The organism is Afipia broomeae ATCC 49717, assembly GCF_000314675.2.
GTDB classification, from domain to species: Bacteria; Pseudomonadota; Alphaproteobacteria; order Rhizobiales; family Xanthobacteraceae; genus Afipia; species Afipia broomeae.
This window is the reverse complement of sequence record NZ_KB375282.1, coordinates 1382803-1409176: the sequence shown is the minus strand read 5'-3', so window position 1 is coordinate 1409176 and position 26374 is coordinate 1382803. Positions and strand designations below refer to the sequence as shown.

24 protein-coding genes are annotated in these 26374 nt (G+C 60.2%); 12 read left to right on the top strand and 12 right to left on the bottom strand.

The features are described 5' to 3' along the window. Nucleotides 1-87: 87 nt before the first annotated feature. Nucleotides 88-1497: a cysteine--tRNA ligase gene (gene cysS, locus HMPREF9695_RS06500; protein ID WP_006020026.1), complete on the bottom strand. Its 1410-nt coding sequence runs from the start codon at nucleotides 1495-1497 to the stop codon at nucleotides 88-90. Between the two features lie 293 nt (nucleotides 1498-1790). On the opposite strand from cysS, the gene HMPREF9695_RS06495 reads away from it, so the two are divergent. Next, entirely contained in the window at nucleotides 1791-2090 is a 300-nt protein-coding gene (locus HMPREF9695_RS06495) for a hypothetical protein (RefSeq protein WP_006020025.1), read from the top strand. A 135-nt stretch (nucleotides 2091-2225) separates the two neighbouring features. Further along, nucleotides 2226-3356, top strand: coding sequence for a DUF2865 domain-containing protein (locus HMPREF9695_RS06490; RefSeq protein ID WP_006020024.1), 1131 nt, complete (start codon nucleotides 2226-2228; stop codon nucleotides 3354-3356). Nucleotides 3357-3370: 14 nt separating this feature from the next. Here the strand turns inward: HMPREF9695_RS06490 and HMPREF9695_RS06485 are convergent, their stop codons facing one another. The 7 genes from HMPREF9695_RS06485 to rpiA form a co-directional block, all read right to left on the bottom strand. Beyond that, complete coding sequence (locus HMPREF9695_RS06485; RefSeq protein WP_006020023.1) at nucleotides 3371-4366, bottom strand: alpha/beta fold hydrolase; 996 nt, start codon at nucleotides 4364-4366, stop codon at nucleotides 3371-3373. Between the two features lie 203 nt (nucleotides 4367-4569). Continuing rightward, nucleotides 4570-6324 carry an NAD+ synthase gene (locus HMPREF9695_RS06480; protein ID WP_006020022.1) on the bottom strand — a complete coding sequence of 585 codons (1755 nt, stop codon included), beginning with the start codon at nucleotides 6322-6324 and terminating at the stop codon, nucleotides 4570-4572. 55 nt (nucleotides 6325-6379) lie between these two features. Then, the gene (locus tag HMPREF9695_RS06475) at nucleotides 6380-6733 is read right to left on the bottom strand and encodes a diacylglycerol kinase (protein ID WP_024920969.1); all 354 of its coding nucleotides are present in this window, start codon (nucleotides 6731-6733) and stop codon (nucleotides 6380-6382) included. 14 nt (nucleotides 6734-6747) lie between these two features. Beyond that, nucleotides 6748-8136: a class II 3-deoxy-7-phosphoheptulonate synthase gene (locus HMPREF9695_RS06470; RefSeq protein WP_006020020.1), complete on the bottom strand. Its 1389-nt coding sequence runs from the start codon at nucleotides 8134-8136 to the stop codon at nucleotides 6748-6750. 149 nt (nucleotides 8137-8285) lie between these two features. Continuing rightward, complete coding sequence (gene gor / locus HMPREF9695_RS06465) at nucleotides 8286-9671, bottom strand: glutathione-disulfide reductase (RefSeq protein WP_006020019.1); 1386 nt, start codon at nucleotides 9669-9671, stop codon at nucleotides 8286-8288. A gap of 19 nt (nucleotides 9672-9690) precedes the next feature. Then, nucleotides 9691-10197, bottom strand: coding sequence for a DUF2059 domain-containing protein (locus HMPREF9695_RS06460; protein ID WP_006020018.1), 507 nt, complete (start codon nucleotides 10195-10197; stop codon nucleotides 9691-9693). 27 nt (nucleotides 10198-10224) lie between these two features. Beyond that, a complete protein-coding gene (rpiA, locus tag HMPREF9695_RS06455) occupies nucleotides 10225-10923 on the bottom strand; it encodes a ribose-5-phosphate isomerase RpiA (protein WP_006020017.1) in 699 nt (232 codons plus the stop codon). 162 nt (nucleotides 10924-11085) lie between these two features. Between rpiA and gph the strand changes: the two genes are divergently transcribed. From gph to HMPREF9695_RS06430, 5 genes are all read left to right on the top strand, one after another. Continuing rightward, a complete protein-coding gene (gene gph, locus HMPREF9695_RS06450) occupies nucleotides 11086-11772 on the top strand; it encodes a phosphoglycolate phosphatase (RefSeq protein WP_006020016.1) in 687 nt (228 codons plus the stop codon). A 154-nt stretch (nucleotides 11773-11926) separates the two neighbouring features. Continuing rightward, the gene (locus HMPREF9695_RS06445; protein WP_006020015.1) at nucleotides 11927-12376 is read left to right on the top strand and encodes a PEGA domain-containing protein; all 450 of its coding nucleotides are present in this window, start codon (nucleotides 11927-11929) and stop codon (nucleotides 12374-12376) included. A 126-nt stretch (nucleotides 12377-12502) separates the two neighbouring features. Continuing rightward, a complete protein-coding gene (moaA, locus tag HMPREF9695_RS06440) occupies nucleotides 12503-13534 on the top strand; it encodes a GTP 3',8-cyclase MoaA (RefSeq protein WP_041711426.1) in 1032 nt (343 codons plus the stop codon). Nucleotides 13535-13764: 230 nt separating this feature from the next. Continuing rightward, a complete protein-coding gene (locus tag HMPREF9695_RS06435; protein WP_006020013.1) occupies nucleotides 13765-14361 on the top strand; it encodes a TRAP transporter small permease subunit in 597 nt (198 codons plus the stop codon). Nucleotides 14362-14401: 40 nt separating this feature from the next. Continuing rightward, on the top strand, nucleotides 14402-16249 hold the full coding sequence (locus tag HMPREF9695_RS06430) for a TRAP transporter large permease (RefSeq protein WP_006020012.1): 1848 nt from the start codon (nucleotides 14402-14404) through the stop codon (nucleotides 16247-16249). Between the two features lie 86 nt (nucleotides 16250-16335). Here the strand turns inward: HMPREF9695_RS06430 and HMPREF9695_RS06425 are convergent, their stop codons facing one another. The 3 genes from HMPREF9695_RS06425 to HMPREF9695_RS06415 all read right to left on the bottom strand — a co-directional run bounded on the left by HMPREF9695_RS06425 (nucleotide 16336) and on the right by HMPREF9695_RS06415 (nucleotide 19981). Next, a complete protein-coding gene (locus HMPREF9695_RS06425; protein ID WP_006020011.1) occupies nucleotides 16336-17424 on the bottom strand; it encodes a TRAP transporter substrate-binding protein in 1089 nt (362 codons plus the stop codon). Nucleotides 17425-17598: 174 nt separating this feature from the next. Further along, a complete protein-coding gene (locus tag HMPREF9695_RS06420; RefSeq protein WP_006020010.1) occupies nucleotides 17599-18687 on the bottom strand; it encodes a TRAP transporter substrate-binding protein in 1089 nt (362 codons plus the stop codon). A gap of 160 nt (nucleotides 18688-18847) precedes the next feature. Next, nucleotides 18848-19981, bottom strand: coding sequence for an Mrp/NBP35 family ATP-binding protein (locus HMPREF9695_RS06415; protein WP_006020009.1), 1134 nt, complete (start codon nucleotides 19979-19981; stop codon nucleotides 18848-18850). Nucleotides 19982-20149: 168 nt separating this feature from the next. Here HMPREF9695_RS06415 and HMPREF9695_RS06410 point away from each other — a divergent pair, with 168 nt between their 5' ends. From HMPREF9695_RS06410 to HMPREF9695_RS06395, 4 genes are all read left to right on the top strand, one after another. Continuing rightward, nucleotides 20150-21019: an NAD(P)-dependent oxidoreductase gene (locus HMPREF9695_RS06410; protein WP_006020008.1), complete on the top strand. Its 870-nt coding sequence runs from the start codon at nucleotides 20150-20152 to the stop codon at nucleotides 21017-21019. A 235-nt stretch (nucleotides 21020-21254) separates the two neighbouring features. Next, nucleotides 21255-22850 carry a sensor histidine kinase gene (locus HMPREF9695_RS06405; RefSeq protein ID WP_006020007.1) on the top strand — a complete coding sequence of 532 codons (1596 nt, stop codon included), beginning with the start codon at nucleotides 21255-21257 and terminating at the stop codon, nucleotides 22848-22850. A 42-nt stretch (nucleotides 22851-22892) separates the two neighbouring features. Next, the gene (locus HMPREF9695_RS06400; protein WP_006020006.1) at nucleotides 22893-23105 is read left to right on the top strand and encodes a DUF1289 domain-containing protein; all 213 of its coding nucleotides are present in this window, start codon (nucleotides 22893-22895) and stop codon (nucleotides 23103-23105) included. 16 nt (nucleotides 23106-23121) lie between these two features. Continuing rightward, nucleotides 23122-23637, top strand: a complete 516-nt coding sequence (locus HMPREF9695_RS06395; RefSeq protein ID WP_006020005.1) for a TIGR02281 family clan AA aspartic protease — start codon at nucleotides 23122-23124, stop codon at nucleotides 23635-23637. A gap of 7 nt (nucleotides 23638-23644) precedes the next feature. On the opposite strand, the gene dusA is transcribed toward HMPREF9695_RS06395, so the two are convergent. Beyond that, the gene (dusA, locus tag HMPREF9695_RS06390) at nucleotides 23645-24643 is read right to left on the bottom strand and encodes a tRNA dihydrouridine(20/20a) synthase DusA (RefSeq protein WP_083875165.1); all 999 of its coding nucleotides are present in this window, start codon (nucleotides 24641-24643) and stop codon (nucleotides 23645-23647) included. Between the two features lie 111 nt (nucleotides 24644-24754). On the opposite strand from dusA, the gene HMPREF9695_RS06385 reads away from it, so the two are divergent. Next, nucleotides 24755-25816, top strand: a complete 1062-nt coding sequence (locus tag HMPREF9695_RS06385; protein ID WP_006020003.1) for a site-specific integrase — start codon at nucleotides 24755-24757, stop codon at nucleotides 25814-25816. Nucleotides 25817-26374 lie beyond the last annotated feature (558 nt).

Here is a 26374-nt window from a genome sequence, read left to right as displayed (position 1 = left end):
GCGCGAGCGCGATGGCGGCAACAATCAGCAGCCACTTGATCGCGATATAGTAGCGCCAGTGCTTGGGAAAAGGCGTGTCAGGCTTTGTCATCGCGCAATCTCCCATGTAGTCACAGGCTTGCCGTCGGCATCCTTGCCGTCCTTCAACACGATTCCTCTGGCAGCAAGTTCGTCGCGGATGCGGTCCGATTCCTTGAAATCCTTCCGCGCACGTGCGGCAGCTCGATCGGCGATCAAATCATCGACATTGCCCGCTTTGGAAACGGCGCTGGCATCAGCCTTGGCAACCCACGCCGCAAACCGCGCGGCATCGAGACCGAGAAACGCGAGCGCGTTACCAAGCGCAACAGCGGCTTCATCTCCCGGGTCGCGAACCTGCTTGCGCAAGGCGTGCAGTTCGGCAACCACCCTGGGTGTATTCAGATCGTCAGCCAGGGCTTCGATAACAGAAGGAGGCGGTTCTCCTGAGGGCGGCGCCGCTACGCTGAAAAAGTCCTTCAGCGTGTTGAATGCATTGTCACACGCAGCCAACGACCAATCGATCGGTGAACGGTATTGGGTTTGCATCATTGCAAACCGCAATGCGTCGCCAGGCCATGAACGGCCGCGCCAGCCTGTCAGCAACTCCCTGATCGTGACGAAGTTGCCGAGGCTTTTCGACATCTTCTCACCTTCGACCTGCAGGAAGCCATTGTGCATCCAGACGTTGGCCATGCGATCCTTGTGGAACGCGCAGCAGGATTGCGCCAGTTCGTTCTCGTGATGCGGAAACACCAGGTCGATCCCGCCGCCATGAATGTCGAACTGCTCGCCGAGATGCTTCCACGCCATCGCGGAGCACTCGATGTGCCAGCCCGGACGTCCCTGCGTTGTAATGCCGCCCGGTGAAGGCCATGACGGCTCACCCGGCTTTGACGGCTTCCACAGCACGAAATCCATCGCATCGTGCTTGTAGGGCGCGACATCGACGCGCGCACCAGCCAGCATCTCGTCGAGCGAACGCCGCGCCAGCTTGCCGTAGTTCGGATCGGACGCGACGTTGAACAGAACGTGATCCTGCTCGACATAGGCGTTGCCGCCCGCGATCAGTTTCTCGATGATCGCACGCATTTCCGCGATGTGCTCGGTCGCGCGCGGCTCGACGGTCGGACGCAGGCAGCCAAGCGCATCGACGTCCGCATGAAACTGTTTTTCCGTCTCCTCGGTGACCTTGCGGATCGCCTCACTGAGCGGCAGGCCGGGAAAGTCCCGCGCGGCGCGATCGTTGATCTTGTCATCGACATCGGTGATGTTGCGGACATACTTGACGTGGTCCACGCCGTAGATGTGCCGCAACAAGCGAAACAGAACATCGAACACGATGACGGGACGCGCATTGCCGATATGCGCGAAGTCATAGACCGTCGGCCCGCACACATACATGCGCACGTTCTTCGGATCGAGCGGCCGGAACGGCAGCTTCTCCTTCGTCAGCGTGTCGTAGAGCTTGAGCTCCATGGAAATCGAATCCCTTGCCTTGCGGCCGGGTCGTCCTCCCATGATCTCGTTTGAGAAAAGACGGCTCCAGCCAGCGAATCGCTAGCTAATAATCTCGCGGCAAATGCCGAAAATGGAGATCGAACCGTTCATGGGCCGCACAATGGTCCAGCCGGGGGGACCGCGTCAAGGTCACACCTCCAGGATTTCGGCGTCTCATACCCCCATTGCCACGGAATTGCCGCCCTTAATCATTCTTAACCGTTCGGGCTTAAGAATGGAGGCGCCTGTGCTTCTCCCGAACCGGTGCCACCATGCGATTCCTGCTCACACTGACTGCCTGCGTATCCCTGCTTGCCGCGACCGAGACCCGCGCCGACAGCCGCGTTTTTATTATTGCCAATCAGTCAGACGGCTACGGCGTCGATGAGTGTCTTGCCAAGGGTGAAAAATGCGGGGCTCCGGCGGCGCGCGCCTATTGCCAGTCACGGGATTTTGCGCAGGCTACCGGTTACCGTCGCGTCGATCCAGATGAAGTGACCGGCGCTATTCCGGCTTCCACAGGCGGGGCCCGCAGCAGCGGTGAGTTCGTCGCCATCACCTGTCAGCGCTAATAGCCCCGGTTCCACGGGGCTTCTTTTTGTCACGATTCTCTGCCTTATCTGGCCCCTGAATCGACGTGACCTTGCCGCCGGAAGCTTGTATGTGAGCCCGTCGGCCGCGCCGCGGTCAGCCAGGATCGTGACAGCTTGCCGAATTCTACGTTCTTGCGACGGACTTTTGCCACCGCTGCGCTTGTGAGCGCGGCGCTGTTGACCCATGGCGCGATGGGACAACAGGGTTTTCCGCCCCCACCGGCGGCCCAGCCCGGAACCGCAAATCCGATCTGCCAGCGGCTGGTCGGGCAGTTATCGGCCATCGACGGCGGCGGTGGCGACAACGCCAAGGCGGATCAGATCCAGCGTTATGTAGAGGCGCAGAGCCGGCAGCAGGCCGAACTGGAGCGCGTGCAGGACCAGGCCAAGCGCCAGGGCTGCGACAGTTCGGGATTTTTCTCGCTGTTCAGCGGCCAGTCCGCGCAGTGCGGCCCGGTCAACACGCGAATCCAGCAGATGCGGTCGAATCTCGATCAGATCACCGGCAATCTTGAGCGGTTGCGCGGCGGCGGCTTTGGCGGTTCGGAACGCGAGAACCAGCGTCGCTCAGTGTTGATGGCGCTCGCCCAGAACAATTGCGGCCCGCAATACGCGGCACAACTTCGCAACAGCGGCGGTGGAAGCTTCCTCGACAATCTGTTCGGCGGCAATAATAACCCCGGCAGCGCGCCAATGGACAACGGTGCGGCATCCGGCACCTATCGCACGGTCTGCGCACGAAGCTGCGACGGGTTCTATTTCCCGATCTCGTTCGCCACTGTGCCCAGCCGTTTCGCCGACGACGAACGCACCTGCAAGGCCCTGTGCCCCGCCGCGGACGCGACGTTGTTCACCTATCGCAATCCCGGCGAAGACATGAATCAGGCGGTGTCGATCAGCGGCCAGCCCTATTCGCAGTCGCCGAACGCATTCAAATATCGCCAGGCATTCGACAAGTCATGCAGTTGCAAGGCGGTCGGCCAGACCTGGTCCGACGCGCTGAAGAATATCGACGACAAGGCGGCTGCCGCCCAGCAAGGCGACATCATCGTCACTGATGAAAGCTCGAAGAAGATGTCACAGCCGCAAAAGGCGGCTCCAGCATCGGCGCAGAAGAAATCAGGCACCGTCGCAACGCCCGCGAACGCACAACCGTTGCCAACCGGCGCGGCGCCAGAAACGCCCCCTGCTTCAGGTGACAAGCCGATCCGCTCGGTAGGACCGACGTTTATTCCGGCGCGTTAGCGTTCAGACGCTCCTCACGTAAAGAGCTGCCGCGGGTTGCGATTGGCCTCGGCGAAGTCGACGAGCAGCTTGTTGACCTCTTCCGGCCGCTCCTGCTGAATCCAGTGTCCCGCACCGTCGATGATATGCTTGCCGGACAGGTTCGGCACGTTCTCGTGCATCGACTTGACCTCATCCGCCGCCATCAGCAGCACGCCATCAAGAGAGCCGGCGATGAAAATCGACGGCTGCCGCAACTTGGCCTTGTCGAGAAACGGTGTCAGCAGCCAGTTGCGATCGAAGTTGCGATAGAAATTAATCGGCCCGCGAAAGCCAGATTTTCTGAATTGCGCGGCAAAAAAATCGATGTCGGCTTCGGTGAGCCATGCCGGCATCTTCTCAGGGATCGCCAGATTGTCGATCATGCGCGTGTTCTTGGGAAACGACGCAAACGTGAAGGACGCATCGCTTCGCCGGCAGTCGCCCGATGCTGAATAGAGAATGCCCAGCAGTGAACGGCGCACGTCTTCCTCCAGTTCACGCTCGACGCGCCCGGGCTGCTGGAAGTAATCCTGATAGAAATGCTTCTCGCGCGTCAGATTGAAGAACCTGACAAGCGGACGCACGGCACGCCGCGGAAGAAACGGGACGCTCAGGTGCGCGACAGCGTGAAACATATCCGGGCGCAGCAGCGCGGTTGGCCCCGCGATGATCGAGCCCCAGTCATGACCGACCAAAATCGCCTTGTCTTCGCCGACGGCATGGACAAGCCCGACAAGATCGCTCGCGAGATGAAGAATGTCATACTCTTCGATAGAGGCTGGCGCTTCGGTATCGCCATAGCCGCGCAGATCAGGGGCAATCACACGAAAACCGGCCGCGGCGAGCGCCGGAATCTGATGACGCCAAGAATACCAGGATTCCGGCCATCCATGACACAGCAACACCAGCGGCCCCGTCCCCGCCTCCACGTAATGCATGCGGATGCCATTTGTGTAAGCGAACTTGTGCTGAACGGTATCGATCGTCATTTTCACCCCCGGATAATCTCGGCAACGCCGAAGTATCCGGACGATTTAGATGACGAAAATCATATGAGTCCATTGCGGCCAAGCGCATAGCCGCAATCCGGATCGATCGGAATTCTGTTTTAAACTTAGCTGTGTGCGGAAATGACCGATCCATATGGGCAAATCAAATGCGCGGGATTTTTTCCGCGCGCACGCATGGCTGATCAGCCTTCGAACGCTTCCGCCGAATTTCGGCTGGAGCGCGTCACCAGCGAATGATCCGGCGCGGGCAGCGCCTTTCCGTTGTCGCGAAACTTGTTGATGATCGGGTAGCGGCGATCGCGACCGAAATTCTTGCGCGTCACCTTCACGCCGGGCGCGGCCTGACGGCGCTTGTATTCTGCGATGTTGAGCAGGCGCGCGATGCGGGTCACCGTGTCGATGTCGAAGCCTTCGGCCACGATCGATGCGACCGAGTCTTCGCGCTCCACCAGCCGCACAAGAATGGCGTCCAGCACATCGTACGGCGGCAGCGAGTCCTGATCGGTCTGGTTCTCGCGCAATTCGGCAGTCGGAGGACGCGTGATGATGTTGGGCGGAATGACTTCGCCGGACGGACCAAGCGCGCCCTCGGGCTTCCATGAGTTGCGCAAGGTCGAAAGCCGGAAAACCTCGGTCTTGTAGATGTCCTTGATCGGATTGTAGCCGCCGTTCATGTCGCCATAGAGCGTGGCGTAGCCGACTGACATTTCCGACTTGTTGCCGGTGGTCACCACCATCGAGCCGAACTTGTTGGAAATAGCCATCAGCAGAACGCCGCGGGTGCGCGCCTGCAGGTTTTCCTCAGTGACGTCCCGCTCCCGGCCCGCAAAGACGGGCTTGAGAATGTCCTCGAAGCCGTGAACCGCAGCGGCAATCGGCAATACCTCGTACTGGATGCCGAGTTGCTTCGTCAGCTTCGCCGCATCATCGAGTGATTCCTGCGCGGTGAAACGGAACGGCAGCATCACGCCGCGTACCTTGTCCGCGCCAAGCGCATCGACAGCGATGGCCGCGCACAGCGCTGAATCGATACCACCTGAGATGCCGAGCAGCACGCCGGGAAAACCGGCCTTACCCACATAATCGCGCAGGCCGAGCACACAGGCAGCATAGTCGCCCTTGTCGCCGTCGAGCACCGGTGTCACCGGCCCCTTGCAGGTCCAGCCGCCGTCGCCCTTGGTCCATCGGACGGTCGTGATGTTTTCAACGAACCCCGGCAACTGGAACGCCAGCGAGCGGTCGGCATTCAACGCGAACGACGAACCGTCAAACACCAGTTCATCCTGTCCGCCGACCTGATTAAGATAAACCAGCGGCAATCCGCTTTCGGCCACACGTGCGACCGATACCGACAGGCGCATGTCGTTCTTTTCGCGCGTATAGGGCGATCCGTTCGGCACGATCAGGATTTCCGCGCCGGTCTCCGCGAGGCATTCGACAACGTTCTCGTAGTCTTCGGACTCTTCCATCCATGTGTCTTCACAGATGGGAACGCCGACCCGCACGCCGCGGATGGTCACCGGCCCCGCCGCCGGCCCGCGCGCGAACACGCGCTTTTCGTCGAATACGCCATAGTTCGGAAGATTGGCCTTGAAGCGCAGCGCCGCGATCCGCCCCTCGTCGAGCAACGCGCAGGCGTTGTAGAGCTTGCCGTCCTCGACCCAGGGCGTGCCGATCAGCACAGCCGGACCACCGTCGGACGTTTCGCGCGCCAGCATCTCGATCTCGGCGCGGCATGCGGCCTGGAATGCCGGTTTCAGCACCAGATCTTCCGGCGGATAGCCTGCGATGAACAGCTCAGGGAGGACCAGCAGATCAGCGCCGTCGGACACCGCCTGTTTCCGGGCAGCACGGGCCTTCGCGGCATTGCCGGTGACGTCACCAACGATGGGATTGAGCTGTGCGAGCGTGATCGTGAGCTGGGTGGCTTTGGTCATGACCGCATTTAGCCCGCTCCGCGAGAAGTCCGCAATTGCTCAATATGAGCATAAATCAGATGAGACCTATGCGCTCCGCGATGGCGAACAGCCAGACCCCTCCGGCGATCACCAACGTGACGCCGACGGCCGCCGACCCCATGTCCTTGACCCGGCCGATCTGCTTGTCGTGGTCGGTCGTCAGGCGATCGGCCAGTTTCTCGATGGCCGTGTTCAACAATTCGACCACCATCAGCAGCAGCACGATACAGATCAACTGGATCTTGCGTTCCGGCGACACGCCGATCAGGAAAGCCAGCGGCACGGCGATAACAAGTGCGACGACCTCTTCACGGAAAGCCTGCTCGGAACGGAAGGCAAACGCCAGTCCGTTCCGGCTGTTGATCGTGGCGCTCCACATCCGCGACAGCACCTTACGGAGCATTAGAAGCCCGCGACGGCCGGCATTGGCTTCGCTTTGCCGGAGCGATCCTGCTTGAGCAGTTCGGCAATCAGGAACGCCATGTCGATGGACTGCTCGGCATTCAGGCGCGGATCGCAGACCGTGTGATAGCGGTCATTGAGATCCTCGTCGGTGATCGCGCGCGCGCCTCCGATGCATTCGGTGACGTCCTGTCCGGTCATTTCCAGATGGACGCCGCCCGCATGGGTGCCTTCGGCCGCATGGATGGTGAAGAACGACTTCACCTCCGACAGCACGCGGTCGAACGGCCGGGTCTTGTAGCCGGACGTCGAGGTGATGGTGTTGCCGTGCATCGGATCGCACGACCAAACCACCGAACGCCCCTCCCGCTGCACGGCGCGGATCAACTGCGGCAGATGCGCGTCCACCTTGTCCGAGCCGAACCGGTTGATCAGCGTCAACCGGCCGGGCTCGTTGTCCGGATTGAGGACATCGATCAGCTTGAGCAGTTCATCCGGCTTCAGCGACGGGCCACACTTCAGACCGATCGGATTCTTGATGCCGCGAAAGTATTCGATGTGACCATGATCGAGCTGACGAGTGCGGTCGCCGATCCAGATCATGTGGCCCGTGGTCGCGTACCAGTCGCCGGTCGTGGAATCCACGCGCGTGAAGGCCTGCTCATAGCCGAGCAAGAGTGCCTCGTGGCTGGTGTAGAAATCGGTCGAACGTAGTTCCGGATGACTCTCCAGATCGAGACCGCAGGCGCGCATGAAGTTGAGCGCCTCGGAAATCCGGTCGGCCAGTTCCTTGTAACGGCGCGACTGCGGCGAATCCTTCAGGAAGCCGAGCATCCACTGATGCACGCTGCCGAGGTTGGCGAAGCCACCGGTCGCGAAGGCGCGCAGCAGATTCAGCGTCGCCGCCGACTGGCGGTACGCCATCAACTGGCGCTGCGGATCGGGCGTGCGCGCTTCCTTCGTGAACGCGTTGTCGTTCACGATGTCGCCGCGATAGCTCGGCAGCTCGACGTCGCCCTGCTTTTCCGTCGGCGACGAGCGCGGCTTGGCGAACTGGCCGGCGATGCGGCCAACCTTCACCACCGGCAGCGCGCCGGCATAGGTCAGCACCACCGCCATCTGCAGCAGCACGCGGAAGAAATCGCGGATGTTGTTCGCGCCATGTTCGGCGAAGCTCTCGGCGCAGTCTCCGCCCTGAAGCAGGAAGGCCTCACCGGCAGCTACGCGGGCCAGCGACTTCTTCAGGTTGCGCGCTTCACCTGCAAAAACCAGCGGCGGAAACGTAGCAAGCTGCGCCTCGACATCGGCCAATGCCTTCGCATCGGGATAGTCTGGCACTTGCATGACTGGCTTCTTGCGCCAGCTGTCGGGCGTCCACCGCTCGGACATGACTGAAACTCCTCAGGAAACGGCAATCTTGTGATGCGCCGGGTTATACACAGGTGGGTACGGTCTTGCCAGATGCAAATCGGCATGAAGTCTCAAGGACTTGCCCGGGCTGAAAGCCCGCTTCCGCTCACTGTGGCGCAAGGAGACGGCTATTCCGCCGCCTGACGGACGTGCCGGGCGCTGGGCGTGCGCAGGGTCACGAGTTCTTCGGCGGCCGTCGGATGGACCGCCATTGTCGCGTCGAAATCGGCCTTGGTCGCCTTCATCTTGACGGCGATACCGACCACCTGGATCAGTTCGCCCGCCTCCGGCCCGACAATATGGCAGCCGAGAATCCGGTCCGTCGCGGCGTCGACGATCAGCTTCATCATGATCCGGGATTCGCTTCCCGACAGTGTCGATTTCAGCGAGCGGAAGTCGGTCTTGTAGATGTCGACGTGGGTGAACCGCGCCCGCGCCTCGGCCTCGTTCAGTCCGACCGTGCCAACCTCGGGCTGAGTGAAAACCGCCGTCGGAATGTCAGCATGATCGACACGCGTCGGCCGCTTGCCGAATACTGTATCGGCGAAGGCATGTCCTTCGCGGATCGCAACGGGGGTCAGATTGAGACGATGCGTGACGTCGCCAACGGCGTAGATATGCGGCACGTTGGTCTGCGAAAAACCATCCACGGCAACGCCGCCGTTGATGGGGTTCAGCTCGACACCGGCCTCCTCAAGTCCGAGACCTTTGACATTCGGATGCCGGCCGACCGCAAACATCACCTGGTCGGATGCAATGCTTGAACCGCTCGACAGATGCGTGGTGAAGGCGTCGCCATGCTTTTCGACCCTGGTGACGATGCAGCCGGTGATCACGTTGATACCAGACTTCTCCATCTCCTTGCGAACGTGCGACCGCACATCATCGTCGAAGCCGCGCAGGATATTTTCGCCGCGATAGATGACGGTCACGTCAGAACCAAGTCCGGCGAAGATGCCGGCGAACTCCAACGCAATATAGCCGCCGCCCTGAATCACGATGCGTTTCGGGAATTTCGGGAGGTGGAACACCTCATTGGACGAGATCACATGCTCGATGCCCGGAATGGCTTCGCCATGGTTTGGCGCGCCGCCGGTGGCGATCAGCACATACTTTGCGTTGACGGTTTCGCCGGTCGAAAGCCGCAGCCTGTGCGCATCCTCGAACGTCGCGCGCGCCTTCACGATTTTGGCGCCGGCTTTCTCGACGTTGAACGTGTACGCCGCTTCGAGCCGGGCGATTTCCTTGTCCTTGTTGGCGATCAAGGTCGGCCAGTCAAACGTCGCGGGTGGAATGGTCCAGCCGAAACCCGCAGCGTCCTCGATTTCATGCCGGACATGGGACGCATAAACCATCAGCTTCTTCGGGACGCACCCGCGGATAACGCAGGTGCCGCCCATCCGGTATTCTTCGGCGACCATGACGTTTGCACCATAACCGGCGGCGATCCGGGCAGCACGTACGCCGCCGGAACCGCCGCCGATTACGAACAGATCAACGTCCAAGTCCGCCATCTGGAATTTCCGATCGTGCTTAGATTTCCTTGCCGCGCTTCTTCATTTCAGCACGAAACTTGCCGTTGATTTCTTCGCCGAACTTCTGCGCCCATTGATCCATATATTGACGCGCGGCGTTGAATGCCACGGGCTCCTGCGCGATCACCTTGACGCCAAGCGGCGACTTGTAGAACGCGGCGAGCTCTTTCAGTTCCTGCTCGGTGAAGGCCGTGGCGTAAATCCGCGCCATTTCCTCGCCGATCTCCTTTTCGCGGCCGGCGAGATCCTTCGCGACCTGAACGGCAACCTCGTTGAGGTCCTTCTGGTAGTTCAGGTTGGCCTGCAGCAGCACGTCCTTGGTCCGCTGCACGAGACCGGGAACGGCGCCCTGATAGATCGCGCTGACATTCTTGGACGCCAGGATTTCCTTGGCATAGCCGATGGCCGCGGGGGTCGGCGGCTTCGGAGCCTGCGCCACCGCGCTGCCCAGCATCAGGCCCAGCACTGCGCCTGCCGCGAGCAGAACGTTCGAAAACTTTCTCATATCAATTCTCCTCAATTGCGCACCACACTAGCGCCGTTCAACAACGCGAATACCCTGAGGGCCTGCGAGCACAGCCGTCCGCGCAAGACCGATAAACAAGCCGTGCTCCACCACGCCAGGGATCGAATTCAATGCTGCCGCCAGTCTGGGGGAATCCGGTATCCGCCCAAGGTGGGCATCGATAATCCAGTGGCCGCCATCGGTGACGAAAGCATGGCCATCCTTGGCCTTGCGGACATCCATTTGCCCGGAAACGCCATTTTCAGCAAAGACCGCCTCGATGGCCCGGCGGGTCGCGCCGAGCCCAAACGGGATGACTTCGATCGGAAGCGGGAAGCGGCCGAGGGCCGGGACCCATTTCGATTCATCCGCGATCACAATCATTCGGTCGGATGCCGCCGCGACGATCTTCTCGCGCAGCAATGCCCCGCCGCCGCCCTTGATAAGCTCGAGATTGGGGTCGATTTCGTCGGCGCCGTCCACGGTAAGGTCGAGCCGATCAACCTCGTCCAGTGTTGTCAGCAGGACACCGCAGCGCTCGGCGTCAGCACGCGTCGCTTCCGATGTTGGAACGCCGACGACTTTGAGACCTGCCTTCACGCGTTCGCCTAGCAGCTCGACGAAGTGTTTGGCCGTTGAGCCCGTGCCGAGCCCAAGCTTCATGCCGTCCCGCACCTGCTCGACCGCGCGCGCCGCCGCCTGCCTCTTTAGATCGTCCATCGACATCGTATCCTCGACGTTCCGTTCCCGTGGAACGCGAGGCATATAGCGCGGTTTCCGCGACGGTGGATACGGCCTTGGGGCTGAAAAACGGCCAAAAAGGCCGGACATAAGTCCAATCCTGCCGCAGCCCTTGCATGATCCGGCTTCGCCCGCTAGCGATCCGCCATGACCTCCTCCCCCCTTATTGTCTTCGATCTCGACGGCACTCTCGTCGATACAGCCCCCGATCTCGTCGGCGCCCTGAACTTCGTCCTCCAGCGCGAAGGGCTGCCACTCGTGCCGGTTGCATCCGCTCGCACCATGATCGGCGCCGGTGCGCGGAAGTTGATCGAGCGCGGGCTCGAACTCGAGGGCCGCGCCATGAGCGTGGCGGACATCGACCGGCTGACCGTCGACTTCATTGCCTATTACACGGAGCACATCGCGGATGCTTCCAAGCCGTTCGAGGGCCTTTACGCCGCCCTCGACGAACTGGAGGGACGCGGTTTCAGGTTCGCCGTCTGCACCAACAAGCTCGAGGGGCTTTCAAAGCTTCTGCTCGCGGAACTGGACATGACAAAGCGCTTTGCGGCGATTTGCGGCGCCGACACATTCGGTGTGGCAAAGCCCGACCCGACCATCCTGCGCCAGACCATCGCCCGGGCCGGCGGAGACGTCTCCAGGTCGATCATGGTTGGCGATTCCGGCCCGGATGTCGGGGTTGCGCGCCGGGCCGGTATTCCGGTAATTGGGGTCACGTTTGGGTACACAGAAATCCCCATCGCGGAACTTAAACCCGACCTTGTCATCGGTCATATGCGGGAACTGCCGGGGGCCGTGAAAAATCTGGCGGCTTCTTTTGCAAGCCGATGAAAGGTATACGGTTTTGCCTGTTCACACAGATTCGGAACCGGCGTTAACCTTTGCGTAAGGAATGTACCGCGCCCGGTTGCGCGGACAGAATGACACTTCTAAGGTCCCGCGCGGGGACTATGCGGCTATCACCGCATCACATGACGGATGCACCATGCGTATCATTGTTGTCGTCGCGGCGGGCCTTGGCCTGGCGGGCTGCTCATCGTTCTCCATGCCTGACATGTTCAAATCGACGCCGCCGAGCGCGACGATTCAGCTTGAATCGCTGCCGGCGGGCGCCGAGGCGCGTGCGTCGAGCGGCGAGACCTGTAAAACCCCCTGCTCGCTTTCGGTGGTGGCGGCCGAGAATTTTTCCGTGACATTCTCGCTGCCGAAGTACCAGCCTGAAACCGTGCCCGTTCAGCTCCTCAGAGATCCCAGCGGTCCTGGCGTGACGGTCGACCCGAATCCGGTCTATGCGGAGCTGCAACCGGCGCTTCCCGGCAAGAAAGGCGCGCGCGGTGCACCCAAAGCCGCTCCAAAAGCCAAAAAGCCACGCTCTGCGCCGGCCGCAGCCGCGCCCGCAGAGGAGTCGCCGTTTCCGCCGCCGCCGGCCCGCTGACACCGTTCCGTTAGTGCTGTCTGCATAGCTGGATTCGTTTGTAAGCGCGCTTCATCGTGCCTAGATTGTGCTTGGGATACCACGGCGGGCGCGGCCCGCCGGGTAAAGCAATATGCATGGCGCTGAATGAGTGAACCTTTTCCAAGTTCCCTGGCCACGACATCTGCGATGACCGACCCCTTCGGGCGGTCGATCAGCTACTTGCGCGTCTCGGTGACGGACCGCTGCGACCTGCGCTGCTTCTATTGCATGTCCGAAGACATGACGTTTCTGCCCAAATCCGACCTGCTTACGCTTGAGGAATTGGACCGGCTGTGTTCGGCGTTTATCGCCAAGGGCGTCCGCAAGCTGCGCCTGACCGGTGGCGAACCTCTGGTTCGGCGCAATGTGATGTCGCTCGTACATTCCCTCTCGCGCCATCTCGACAGCGGCGCGCTGAATGAATTGACACTGACGACCAACGGTTCGCTGCTCGAGAAATTTGCCGCCGAGCTCAAGGACAACGGGGTACGTCGTATCAACGTCTCGCTTGATACCCTCGATGCCGCGAAATTCCGGGCCATTACGCGGTGGGGCGACCTCGACAAGGTGCTGCGCGGCATCGAGGCGGCGCGCTCCGTGGGCCTCAAGGTCAAGATCAACGCCGTCGCGCTCAAGAACTTGAACGAGGACGAGATTCCCTCGCTGATGGAGTGGGCGCACGGCAAGGACATGGACCTCACCCTGATTGAGGTCATGCCGATGGGCGATATCGGCGAGGGCCGGATCGACCAGTACCTGCCGCTGTCACTGCTCCGTGCCCGCCTCGCCGCCCGCTATACCCTGACCGACCTGCCGGACGACACCGGAGGACCGGCGCGCTACGTCCGCGTCTCCGAGACCGGCGGCAGGCTCGGCTTTATCACGCCGATGACCCATAACTTCTGCGAATCCTGCAACCGCGTCCGGGTCACCTGCACCGGGACACTCCACACCTGCCTCGGCCACGAGGACGCCTCCGACTTGCGCAAGCCTCTGCGGGCATCCAGCGACGACTCCCTCCTCGCAGCCACCATCGACCGGGCGATCGGGCTCAAGCCGAAGGGCCACGATTTCATTATCGACCGCCGCCACAACCGGCCAAGCGTCAGCAGGCACATGAGTGTGACCGGCGGCTAAGGCGGTTTCGAATATTTCCCTGCTTGTGAGTTTGCTTGGCACAAATTTCCCACACCTCATCGCGCTTGCAGATTCTGCCTTGGAATGAACAAACTTCCAATTGACGGCGGCATGACACGCTGATTTGGTCGGGCAGCTTTATGCGCCTCCGGCTGGAAAAGCCGGCATGCCGTCACCTTCCGGTCGCGGCAGAGCCAAGCGACGCAGGGGCGCATTCGGGAGGATGGGTTTTGCAATCGCTTCTCAAATTGAGTCGCGCGATCGACGCGTTTACGACGTTTGTCGGTCGCTGGGTGTCATGGCTGATCGTGATCGCCGTCATCATTTCGGCGACCAACGCTGTTATCCGGAAAGTGTTCGACGTTTCGTCGAATGCATACCTCGAATTACAGTGGGTCCTGTTCAGCGCCGTGTTCCTGCTCTGCGCGCCATGGACGCTGCTCAACGGCGAGCACATCAAGATCGACATCATCAATCATGGCCTGCCTCTCAAGGTCCGAAGCTGGATTGACATGATCGGGCACGTCTTCTTCCTCGTGCCATTTTGCATCGTCCTGATCTGGACCTCGGTGCCGTTCTTCATCGTTTCCTTTAATCAGAACGAGCAATCGTTCAGCGCCGGCGGCCTCCCACAATGGCCTGCGAAGTCGCTGATCATGATCGGCCTCGCACTGCTGCTCGTTCAGGCCGTCTCGGAAATCATCAAGCGCGCCGCCGTGATGCAGGGTCTGCTGCCCGATCCGAACGCACATGCATTGAGCGCGCATGAGATCGCTGAACTTGAAGCCCTGAAGCTGGCTCAGGCCATTACACCCGAAAAACCATGACCGGCGTCGCCGTCACAGCGCAGAACGAGAGAGATTTCTAATGGCGGCGATGTTCATCCACTATATGGCGCCGATCATGTTCGCGTCGCTCGTGATGTTCCTGCTACTGGGATATCCGGTCGCGTTCTCTCTCGCCGCCAACGGGCTGCTGTTCGCCTTTATCGGCATCGAACTCGGACTGTTCCGTCCGGACTTCCTGCAGGCTCTCCCGGAACGCGTCTACGGCGTCATGAACAACGAGACGCTGCTGGCGATTCCCTTCTTTACGTTTATGGGGCTGATCCTCGAACGATCGGGCATGGCCGAGGATCTGCTTGAAACCATCGGGCAATTGTTCGGTAGCATCCGGGGCGGCATCGCCTATGCCGTGATTTTCGTAGGCGCGTTGCTGGCCGCGACCACCGGCGTCGTCGCGGCTTCTGTGATCTCGATGGGTCTGATCTCATTGCCAATCATGCTGCGCTACGGTTACGACCGCCGTGTCGCGACCGGCGTTATCGCCGCCTCCGGCACGCTGGCGCAGATCATTCCTCCGTCGCTGGTACTGATCGTGATGGCCGACCAGCTCGGCCGATCCGTCGGTGATATGTACGAAGGTGCGTTCATTCCCGGTATCGTGCTGTCGATCCTGTATGCCGTGTACATCTTCCTTGTTGCGACGTTCTTCCCGCAAGCCACACCTGGCTTGCCGCTGGAAGCACAGACACTGCGTGAGGTTGAAACCGCCAAGCACCCAGTCATCCTCCCGCTGGCAGCAATCTCGGCCGCCGCAACCGCATACTTCTTCGTGGTCAAGCTTGGCCTGTTCGACTGGACCTCGCCCGTCTTCAACAAGATTTCGGAGAACCCGCTGATACTTCACGGCTTCTGGTTCATTGTTGTGACCGGCCTGTTCTTCAAACCCTTCATCGGCATCATACGCACGATGACTTTGTCGCTCTTCGTTGTGTTGATCGGTGCAACCGCAATTGCGCTCGAAATTATGCAATTCACCGAGGTGAAGGCCGGCGCAGACTACGTTGTTCTCACGATGTCGATCGTGGTGGCGATGTCATTCGTGCTCGCGGTGATCAACCGCATCTCGGGCCTGAAGCTGCTGTCGAAGCTCGCCGAGCAGGTCGTGTTCGTGATGGTGCCACCGCTCGGCCTGATCTTCCTGGTGCTTGGCACGATCTTCATCGGCGTCGCGACTCCGACTGAAGGCGGTGCGATGGGTGCTGGCGGCGCGATGATCCTCGCGATCATGAAACGGCGGCTGAGCTTCGACCTGACGCGACAGGCTGCAGAATCCACCGCCAAGCTCTCCGCTTTCGTGATCTTCATCCTGGTTGGAGCGCGCGTTTTCTCCCTCACCTTCTACGGTGTCGACGGCCACCGGTGGGTCGAGGAACTGCTGGTCTCACTCCCCGGCGGCCAGACGGGCTTCCTGATCTTCGTCAACGCCTTTGTGTTCGTGCTGGCATTCTTCCTCGACTTCTTCGAGCTGGCGTTCATTGTCATCCCCCTGCTCGGCCCCGCCGCCGAAAAGCTCGGCATCGATCTGATCTGGTTCGGCGTGATCCTCGGCGTCAATATGCAAACCTCATTCATGCATCCGCCGTTCGGCTTTGCCCTGTTCTATCTTCGCTCTGTGGCCCCGAAAGAAGCCTATACGGATCGCGTCAGCGGCAAGCGGATGGAGCCTGTAACCACCGGGCAGATCTACTGGGGCTCGGTGCCGTTCGTGATCATCCAGGTGATCATGGTCGGTCTCGTGATCGCCTTCCCGGCCATGGTGATGCACTACAAGGGCGCACTATCGACCGTCGATCCCAACAAGGTCGATATCCAGATTCAGCAACAGGAAATGCCTGCGCTCGATTTCGGTCCACCGGCTGGCAGCAAGTAAGTTCGCAAGCCTGCATGCTTCAACTAAAATCCCGACCTTCTTGCGAAGATCGGGATTTTCTCTTGATGGGCAGTTGATCGCGAGGATCAGGTTCGTGTGCGCGACCTGACCTGGAAGCTGTCGAAGCCGTATTCTGCAACCTGCCACCACGTGTACTGGTCGTTGCGGTAAGCCGCCATCGCTTCATAGATCTTCTTGAAGTTGGGATTGTTCGCCGACGTTTCCGCATAGACCTCATTGGCGGCCTTCAGCGAGGCATCCATGATCGATGCAGAGAACGGACGCAATTGCGTTCCACCGGCCACCAGCCGCTTCAGCGCGGGCGGATTGTAGGCATCGTAGCGTGCCTGCATCGTTTCGTTGGCAAGCGTCGATGCCGTCTTGATGATGGACTTGTAGCTCGCTGGCAGCGATTCCCATTTGGCGAGATTGACGAGATTGTGCAGCGTCGGTCCGCCTTCCCACCAGCCGGGATAGTAGTAGTACTTCGCGACCTTCTGGAAACCGAGCTTCTCGTCATCGTAAGGCCCGACCCACTCGGCTGCGTCGATGGTTCCTTTCTCAAGCGACGGATAAATGTCGCCGCCCGCCACCTGCTGCGGCACCACACCGAGCTTGGTGAGCACACGGCCGGCAAAGCCACCGATCCGCATTTTCAAGCCGCTCATATCGGACGGGTCTTTCAGCTCCTTGCGAAACCAGCCACCCATCTGGCACCCGGTATTTCCAGCCGCGAAGCCGATGACGTTGTGGCCTTTCAGGAATTCGTTGAACAGTTCGCCGCCGCCGCCGACCTGTAGCCACGAGGTCTGCATACGGCTGTTGAGGCCGAAGGGAACGGCGGTGCCGAGCGCGAAGGTCGGATCCTTGCCGACATAGTAGTAAGCAGCCGTGTGGGCCATCTCCACGGTGCCGTTGGAGGCAGCATCCAGCGCCTGCAAGCCCGGAACGACTTCGCCCGCGGCAAAGACCTGAATCTGGAACTTGTTGTCGGTGGCTTCGGCAACAGCCTTCGAAAACACCTCGGCCGCGCCGTAAATGGTGTCGAGAGATTTCGGAAAACTGGACGTCAGGCGCCATTTGATTTCAGGCGACGACTGGGCAATGGCGGGTGATGCGATCGCGGCACCGGCTGCGCCGATACCAGCGACCTTGATAAACTCACGACGTTTCATGATGACTCCCTGAATGTGATTTTGTGTGTTTTGTGCCCTTCTTTTCGAGGCTTGGAACCGGAGCATGGAGCAACCCGATACCAATATCCATGCTGATTTCTTCCACTGCACCGCAAAATAAAAGCCCGGCCTCTTTCGAGGCCGGGCTGGTTCAGACTGCTTCGGTGAACGAAATCAGCCGCGGGTGCGCGAGCGGATCATAAAGCTGTCGTTGGTGTATTCGGCGACCTGCCACCACAGATACTGGTCCGAACGGTAGGCCTGCATTGCATCGATCGCCTTCTTGAAGTCGGCGTTCTTGGCGGAGATTTCAGCCCAGAGCTCGTTGGTCGCCTTCAGGCACGCGTCGAGCACCTCATTGGTGAACGGACGCAGCTGCGTGCCGCTGGCCACAAGACGCTTCAGCGCGCCCGGATTCTGCATGTCGTAACGTGCAGGCATCCAGCCATTGGTGTGTGCCGCCGCGTTGGTCAGGATCGCCTGATAGTTCTTCGGCAGCGCGTTGAACTTCTCGAGGTTAGTGAACGCGTGAACCGTCGGTCCGCCTTCCCAGAAGCCTGGATAGTAGTAGAACTTCGCAACCTTGTTGAAGCCGAGCTTTTCGTCGTCATACGGACCGACCCATTCGGCTGCGTCGATGGTGCCTTTTTCCAGCGACGGATAGATGTCGCCGCCAGCAAGCTGCTGCGGGACGACGCCGACCTTCGCCAGCACCTGACCGGCAATGCCGCCGATGCGCATCTTCAAGCCCTGAAGATCGGCGACGGTCTTGATCTCCTTGCGGAACCAGCCGCCCATCTGCGTGCCGGTGTTGCCGCAAGGCAGACCCATAACGCCGAACTTCTTGTAGAACTCGTTGGCAAGCTCGTTGCCGCCGCCCTGATCGAGCCACGAATTCTGCATGCGCGTGTTGAGACCGAACGGCACCGACGCGAAGATCGCGAACGTCGGATCCTTGCCGACATAGTAGTAGGAAACCGTGTGGCACATTTCGACCGTGCCATTCGAAGTCGCATCAAGCGCCTGCAAGCCGGGAACGACTTCGCCGGCGGCGAATACCTGAATCTGGAACTTGTTGTCGGTCATTTCGGCGACGTACTTCGAGAGCTGCTCGGCGCCGCCGTAGATGGTGTCGAGCGACTTCGGGAAGCTGGACGTCAAACGCCACTTAACTTCCGGGGACGACTGGGCGATGGCTGGCGAAGCGACCGCAGTGGCGGCCGCTCCGGCAGCAGTTACTTTCAAAAAATCACGACGCTTCATTAGGCATCTCCTTTTGGGGGTGTTTCTTTTTGAAATCCCTCTGGAACGGTCTCTAGCACGGAAGTCGATTTGCGGAAAACGCGGGAACGCCGCATCCGGAGCGGATTAAACGAAAGTCGAATAAGGCCTCAAATCAGGTAAAAAGTGGCATTCCAGGGCGTCAGGTGGAGACCGCCGCGCCCACCAGTTGCCTTTTGATCTCGGTGCCGATGGCCCGATAGATCGCCGCATGGGCACCGCCCGGCTCACTGTCCACCACTGGTGTGCCGGCATCCGACGACGTCCGGATGGTCATGTGCAGAGGGATTTCACCAAGGAACGGTACCTTGAGCCGCTCCGCCTCGTGCCGCGCGCCGCCATGCCCGAAAATATCGGAGCGCGTACCGCATTCAGGGCATTGGAAGTAGCTCATGTTCTCGACAATGCCGAGCGTCGGGACGTTCACCTTGTCGAACATCGCGATCCCCCTGCGCGCATCGATCAGGGCGAGATCCTGCGGCGTCGAAACGATGACAACGCCCCGAAGCGGCACCTGCTGGGCAAGCGTCAACTGCGCGTCCCCCGTTCCTGGCGGCATGTCCACCACCAGCACATCGAGTTCGCCCCAGGCGACGTCCCACAGCATCTGCCGGATCGCGGACATGACCATCGGCCCGCGCCAGACCATCGCGGTCTCTTCCTCGACGAGAAAGCCGATCGACATCAGCGGCAGCCCGAAGCGGACAATCGGGATCATTTTCTTGGCGTCGTTCAGCGCTGGCTTTTCGCGAACGCCGGTCAGGCGCGGTACCGATGGGCCGTAGATATCGGCATCGAGCAGTCCCACCCGCAGACCGAGATCGCGCAGCGCGAGGGCAAGATTGAGCGCCGTGGTCGATTTACCGACACCGCCCTTGCCGGACGCCACCGCGATAACGGAGCCAATACCGGGAATGGCGGCCTGCTTGCTCATCGGAGAATCCGCTGGCGCGCCTTGCGGCCGATGCTGAGCAACGGGCTTTACCCCGAGCGAATGCTGGTGCGGCGCCGGGGCTGCGGCAGGGCCGGGTTTCCGCTCGGCGGTTAAAGCGACCATCACTGTCGTGACGCCGGGAATCGCCCGAACCGCGGCCTCGGCCTTGGCGCGAACGTCTTCCCATGCCCGCGCCTCGTTGGCGTCGACATTGATCGAGAAGAAAACCTTGCCGTCCGAGGCCATAATTTCGGAAAGCACCTTGGCATCGGCAAGCGGCACGCCACGCGGCGATGCTATGGCGCGAAGCGCTGCAAGAACCTGGGTTTTATCGACTGCCACAACATATCTCCCGGCATTACCCCCGGGGGCCGCCGCTTGTGGCCTTCATACGCGCGTCACCTGTGCCGTCAACGGCCTTGCAAGGCCGTCCATCATTCGCATAGCTGTCGGCATCCCACATGCCGGGAAATCCGGCCAAAACACACCAGCAATTCAAAAGAGCAAGATATGGCAAAAGTCGCATTTCTCGGCCTCGGCGTCATGGGATTCCCCATGGCTGGACACCTCGCCGCCAAGGGCGGCCATGAGGTGACCGTGTACAATCGCACCGCTGCCAAGTCGAAGGCATGGGCCGAGAAATTCGGTGGCCGCGCCGCCGCGACACCGAAGGCGGCCGCCGAAGGTCAGGATTTCGTGATGGCCTGCGTCGGCAACGACGACGACCTCCGTGCCGTGACCATCGGCGCCGACGGAGCATTTTCGGGCATGAAGCCCAGTGCCGTTTTTGTCGATCACACCACGGCATCAGCCGAGGTCGCCCGGCAACTTGATGCCGAGGCCACCAAGCGCGGATTCCAGTTCATCGACGCGCCAGTTTCCGGTGGCCAGGCCGGCGCGGAAAACGGCGTGCTGACGGTCATGTGCGGCGGCGCAGAAGCCGCCTACAAGCAGGCAGAGCCTGTGATCGCCTCGTATGCCCGGATGTGCAAATTGCTCGGCCCTGCCGGCTCGGGTCAGCTTACCAAGATGGTGAACCAGATCTGCATCGCGGGTCTCGTCGAGGGATTGTCGGAGGGAATTCATTTCGCCAAGAAAGCCGGGCTCGACGTTGGGGCGGTGATCGACACCATCTCGAAGGGAGCAGCACAATCCTGGCAGATGGAAAACCGCTACAAGACCATGAACGAAGGCAAATTCGATTTCGGCTTCGCCGTCGAATGGATGCGCAAGGACCTTTCGATCTGTCTCGCGGAAGCTCGCCGCAACGGTGCAAGCCTGCCGGTCACCGCGCTAGTCGATAATTTCTACGCTGAAGTCGAGAAAATGGGCGGCAAGCGCTGGGATACGTCGAGCCTGCTGGCACGGCTGCAGCGCTAACAGTCCTCCGCCTGGTACGACACATAAGGCGGCGCGGTATCCCGTGCCGCCTTTCTTCTATTTGACGGGTGCGAACAGACCATCCCGCGACACTGAAATTCATACTTCCTTAACCCGATTAAATTGACCTTTAAGCCACCTCTTAATGATTTAGCGCCAGAAATAGCGGGGAGCAGTGCGCGCTCGTATGAGCCGGCGCAGCATTGGTAATTGTTCGGGAATTTGTCGCGTAAAAATGAGTGAGACCGCCGACAAAAAAGAGCTCTCCGCGACATCGGCGGAAACACCGGCGCGCAGCCGCCGGGCCGCTTCGCAGCGCGTGCGCGAAGCCCGTGACCGCCTGACGTCGACCAGCGGAACACGGCCGGCCTTCGACCATGAGTTGTTGCGGCAATACGCGCAGACGCGCATTTCAGCGTCGCTGGTCGTTATCCTCCTCGTGGTCTCGACGGGCATCCTCGCGAGCTTCTGGATTCCGGCCGTCGCAGCCGTGGTCTGGACCGCCGGAATCCTTGCGATCCACGGCATCGTCATTCGCTTCTGCTCCAAGTTTCTTGCCGTTACGTCCTCATCGCCTGCGATCACGCGCAAGTGGCGCATGCGATTTGTGGGACTGGATCTGCTTTACGGATTGGCCTGGACCCTCGTCCTGATCCATCCATCAGGCATCGATGTCGTCTCGAACACGTTGATGCTGTTCGTGATGCTGCTGGTCATTGCCGTTTCCAGCATGCTGGCGGCAAGCCTGCCCATTGCTGCCTTTGCGGCAACCGTTCCGGTTTCGGCGGCAATCGCGGTGAATTTCATCCTTCGCGGAACCTTCGATGATTACATCCTCGCCGCGCTCGCGGTGACTGCGGAAGGCTATTTCGCCCTACTCGCTCATCGTCTGCATTCGACTACGCTTGCGACGCTGGAAGCCCGCGCCGAGAAAGATGCGCTGATCGGCGAACTCGAGCAGGCCAAGGCGATCTCCGATGAGGCCCGCTACCGGGCCGAATCCGCCAACGTTTCGAAGTCGCGCTTCCTCGCCCAGATGAGCCACGAGTTGCGCACGCCGCTCAACGCGATTCTCGGATTTTCCGAAGTCATGAAGAGCGAGATTTTCGGCGCACATGCCGTCGAGGTTTACAAGGATTACTCCGCCGACATTCACAACTCCGGCGTCCACCTCTTGAATCTCATCAACGAAATTCTCGATCTGTCGCGCATCGAGGCCGGGCGCTACGAACTCAACGAAGAGCCTGTCTCGCTGGTGCATGTTGTCGCGGATTGTCACCACCTGCTGAAACTGCGCGCATCGAGCCGCGGCATCACGATTCATGAAGTTTTCGAACAGGACATGCCGAAGCTGTGGGGTGACGAACGCGCCACGCGTCAGGTCGTGCTTAACCTGTTGTCTAACTCGATCAAGTTCACGCCGCAGGGCGGCGAAATCTGGCTCAAGGTCGGCTGGACAGCGTCGGGCGGACAATACCTCAGCGTCAAGGATACCGGCTCGGGCATTGCCGAAGACGAGATTCCGATCGTGCTGGCATCCTTCGGCCAGGGTTCAAACTCGATCAAATCCGCCGAACAGGGCGCCGGCCTCGGCCTGCCGATCGCCAAGAGCCTGATCGACATGCACGGCGGGACGTTCACGCTCAAATCGACCCTGCGGGTAGGTACGGAAGTGATCGTCACCTATCCACCTGAGCGCGTGATGACGGCGCTGGCGCCGATGCGTGAAGAATCCCCCCCACTCCAGCCCGACAGGTCGCCAGGAGGACTCGCTGGGGATCGGAGCCGTCCGCGTTACAAGCCGATCATGAATGCGGGAACCGGTTTGTAGAACATCTTGCGCGAGCGATGAAAATGTCCATCAGTACAGTTCATGAAACAAGAAACGCCTTGCATCGCCGTCTGCTTCATCGATCCGAAGAGCAAGCTCTGCCTCGGCTGCGGGCGAACCCTGCCCGAAATCGCGCGCTGGCACAAAATGGACAACGGCGAGAGGCTCGGCATCATGGCAATGCTGCATCAGCGCATGCTCGATGCGGGTCTGGAGATTCGAGCGCCGCGACCCGAGCCTCAGGCCAATCCCTGAGCGCGGCAGGTGCCGCATGATACGCGCCTTCACAATCCTCGCCGTGGTGGTCTCGTCTGTCGGCTTCCTGCTGTCGATGTCGCATCCTGTTGCGTTCGCCAGCATGAAGGGCGCCTTGATCCGCGCCACGGACCAGACCCTGAATGCAAAACCGGCACGCGCGGTTGAAATTGCGCGCAGCGACAGCGGTGAATTTTCGCTGCGTGCGAAGATCAATGGATTCAGCACGCCGATGGTGATCGACACCGGCGCCACATCCGTTGTCCTGACCTATGAAACCGCGAAGGCCGCCGGCCTGCCACTGGAACTGCTGGACTACAGTGTGGATGTCGAAACCGCCGGCGGGCGCGTGCGTGCTGCGCGCCTGACCCTTGATCGTCTGTCGGTCGGCAAGCTGGTGGAACGCTCGGTGCCGGCGCTGGTGGTGCCGCGCGGCCAGATGAAGTCCAACCTGCTCGGCATGAGCTTCCTCAACCGGCTGGAAAGCTGGGAAGTTCGCCCCGACAAGCTGATGCTGCGCGGATATCCGTAAATCTGTCTTACGCTGCGATCGGCGCTGCGGAACGCGGTTCGACAATCGTGAGCGCCTCACGCAACGAATCCGTACCAGCGCCCGGCTTCGTGCAGACTTCCGCAAGATAACGGCGAAACGCCCGGGCACCCGGTACGCCATGAAACGCGCCGACCAGATGCCGCGTGATCGAATGCAGCCGTGTCCCGGCGGCAAGCTCGCGCTCTACGTATGGCATCAGCGCTTCGATGGCGTCATGCATGGTCGCGTGCGGCGCGGCTTCGCCGAATAGCTCCGGATCGACACTCAGCAACCGCCATGGCTCCTGATAAGCCGCACGTCCAAGCATCGCACCATCGACATGATCGAGATGCTGCTTGGCGGCTGCGATCGAGGTGATGCCGCCATTGATGACGACCGGCACGTCGGGCAACGCCGCCTTCAGGCGATAGACCCGGTCGTAGTGGAGCGGCGGGATGTCGCGGTTCTCTTTCGGCGACAATCCGTTCAGCCAAGCCTTTCGTGCGTGAACGACCAGCGCATCCGAGCCTGCCGCGATCACGGCCCGGCTCAGCGTGTCCAATGCAACTTCCGGATCCTGATCGTCGATACCGATGCGGCATTTCACGGTGACCGGAATTCTCACAGCCTGCTTCATGGCGGCGACGCATTCCGCAACGAGTTGCGGCTCCGCCATCAGGCACGCGCCGAAATTTCCGCCCTTCACGCGATCAGAAGGACAACCGACATTCATGTTGATCTCGTCGTAGCCGAAATCTTCGCCGATCCGCGCAGCTTCCGCGAGATCACGCGGATTGGATCCACCGAGCTGAAGCGCGACAGGATGCTCGCTGGCGTCGAAGCTCAGCAGGCGCCGGCGATCGCCATGAATAATGGCACCCGTGGTCAGCATCTCTGTGTAGAGCCGGGCACGCCGCGTCAGCAGACGGTGGAACACGCGGCAATGCCGGTCCGTCCAGTCCATCATAGGTGCCACGGCAAATCTATGTAATTGATTTATCTGCATTTTTCGAGTACATTCAAGTCGTTAAGTCGCGTCGTGTGCACTCTATTCTACGCCATGGCGCGACGTTTTTTCCGGCTTTTCGACGCCTCAGTGCACACGGAGCGCACACGCGTGGCAACTATCACCAGACTGAAATCAGGCTCTTGGAGAGTCCAAGTCCGACGAAAGGGGAAATATGTCAACGAGACATTTCTCCGCCGAAAGGACGCGGAGGAATGGGGCATCGATATCGAACGGCGGATTGACCGGCAAGAACCGACAACGACGCACAAATCCCACGACGTCCAACTTTTCGGCGATCTCGTCGCGCTTCATCGCCAAGACTTGAAAGAGGTCGGGAAGGACATTGGTCGTTCCAAGACTGCGAGTCTCATCTTCCTGGACGAAAGACTTGGACATCTTCGTCTTCCAGAGCTTGATCGCGAGCGTTTCATCAAATTCGGAAAAGAGCGCGCGCTGGAGGGAGCCGGCCCCGTGACGGTCGGCATTGATCTTGGATATATCAAGACGATTCTGTCTCACGCCGCCGCAGTGCACGGCGTCGTTGTGTTAACTGAACCAATAGATCTCGCCCGGATCGCTCTTGGACGTCTCGGGCTCGTCGGAAAAGGCGATGAGCGTGATCGCCGCCCCACGCAAGACGAACTCGATCGTATTATCTCGGCATTGGAAGCAAATATTCGGCAACAGATTCCGGTCGGTCGCGTCATCCGATTTGCGGTCGCAACCGCAATGCGGCAAGACGAAATTGCAAGAGTTGAATGGCGCGATTTCGACGCCAGCAACCGAATGCTCCTCATTCGAAATCGGAAAGATCCCCGAAAGAAGAAGGGCAACGACCAGCGAATTCCTCTGTTGGATGTATCAGGCTATGACGCATGCAAGATCATTGAGGAGCAAGGACGTTTCTCGAATATTCGCGAAGGCCGGATTTTTCCTTACAACGGACGATCCGTTGGCACAGCATTTCGTCGGCACTGTCGAGAACTGAAGATCGATGACCTTCACTTTCACGATTTGCGTCACGAAGGCACGAGCCGCCTTTTCGAGGCTGGGTTTTCCATTGAACAGGTTGCACTTGTCACCGGGCACAAGGATTGGAAAATGCTACGCCGATACACTCACCTGAAGCCAGAAGCACTCCACTCAATCCGTTCGATGCGGGTTGCCTGACTGCCATTCTGATCGAATCAATGCGTAGTCGGTATGGTCGGTTATCGAGAATCACCTTCACCAGACCGCAGCAAATAAGCGGCTACCGCTGGTAGGAATGAAGCAGCAGGTCTGTCGGAATGCAATCCGGCGCTCGCGTTAAGGTACTGAAAACGCTGGAGCGGATGAAGAGAGTCGCCCTTTGTATTCAGCTTGGAAGTCTCCAAATTTCCGAAGTGTTTTCAACACGTATTCCGACATTTTGCAGCTTTTCGGGTCATTGAGATCACTACAGAATTTCTCTTTGTCGGAATGGTGTTGCGAGTCTCACGAGCGATCTCCGGGTCTAGGGAAATCCGTGCAGCATGGACGGCAACGCCTGTATCAGCAAAACGGCGCTTCCGCCCAACACACTGGCACCCACGACGAGCAGGGAAAGGACCCGCTCCCAAAGCATGTCGTGGCTGGCGACGTCATTCGAATTTGGCATCTGCGTGTACCCGCATTTTTCGTGCGACAAAGCCGTCATAGACTGAGTCGCAGGATCGCCAAGCGGCGAAATTTGCCGGAAAATTAACG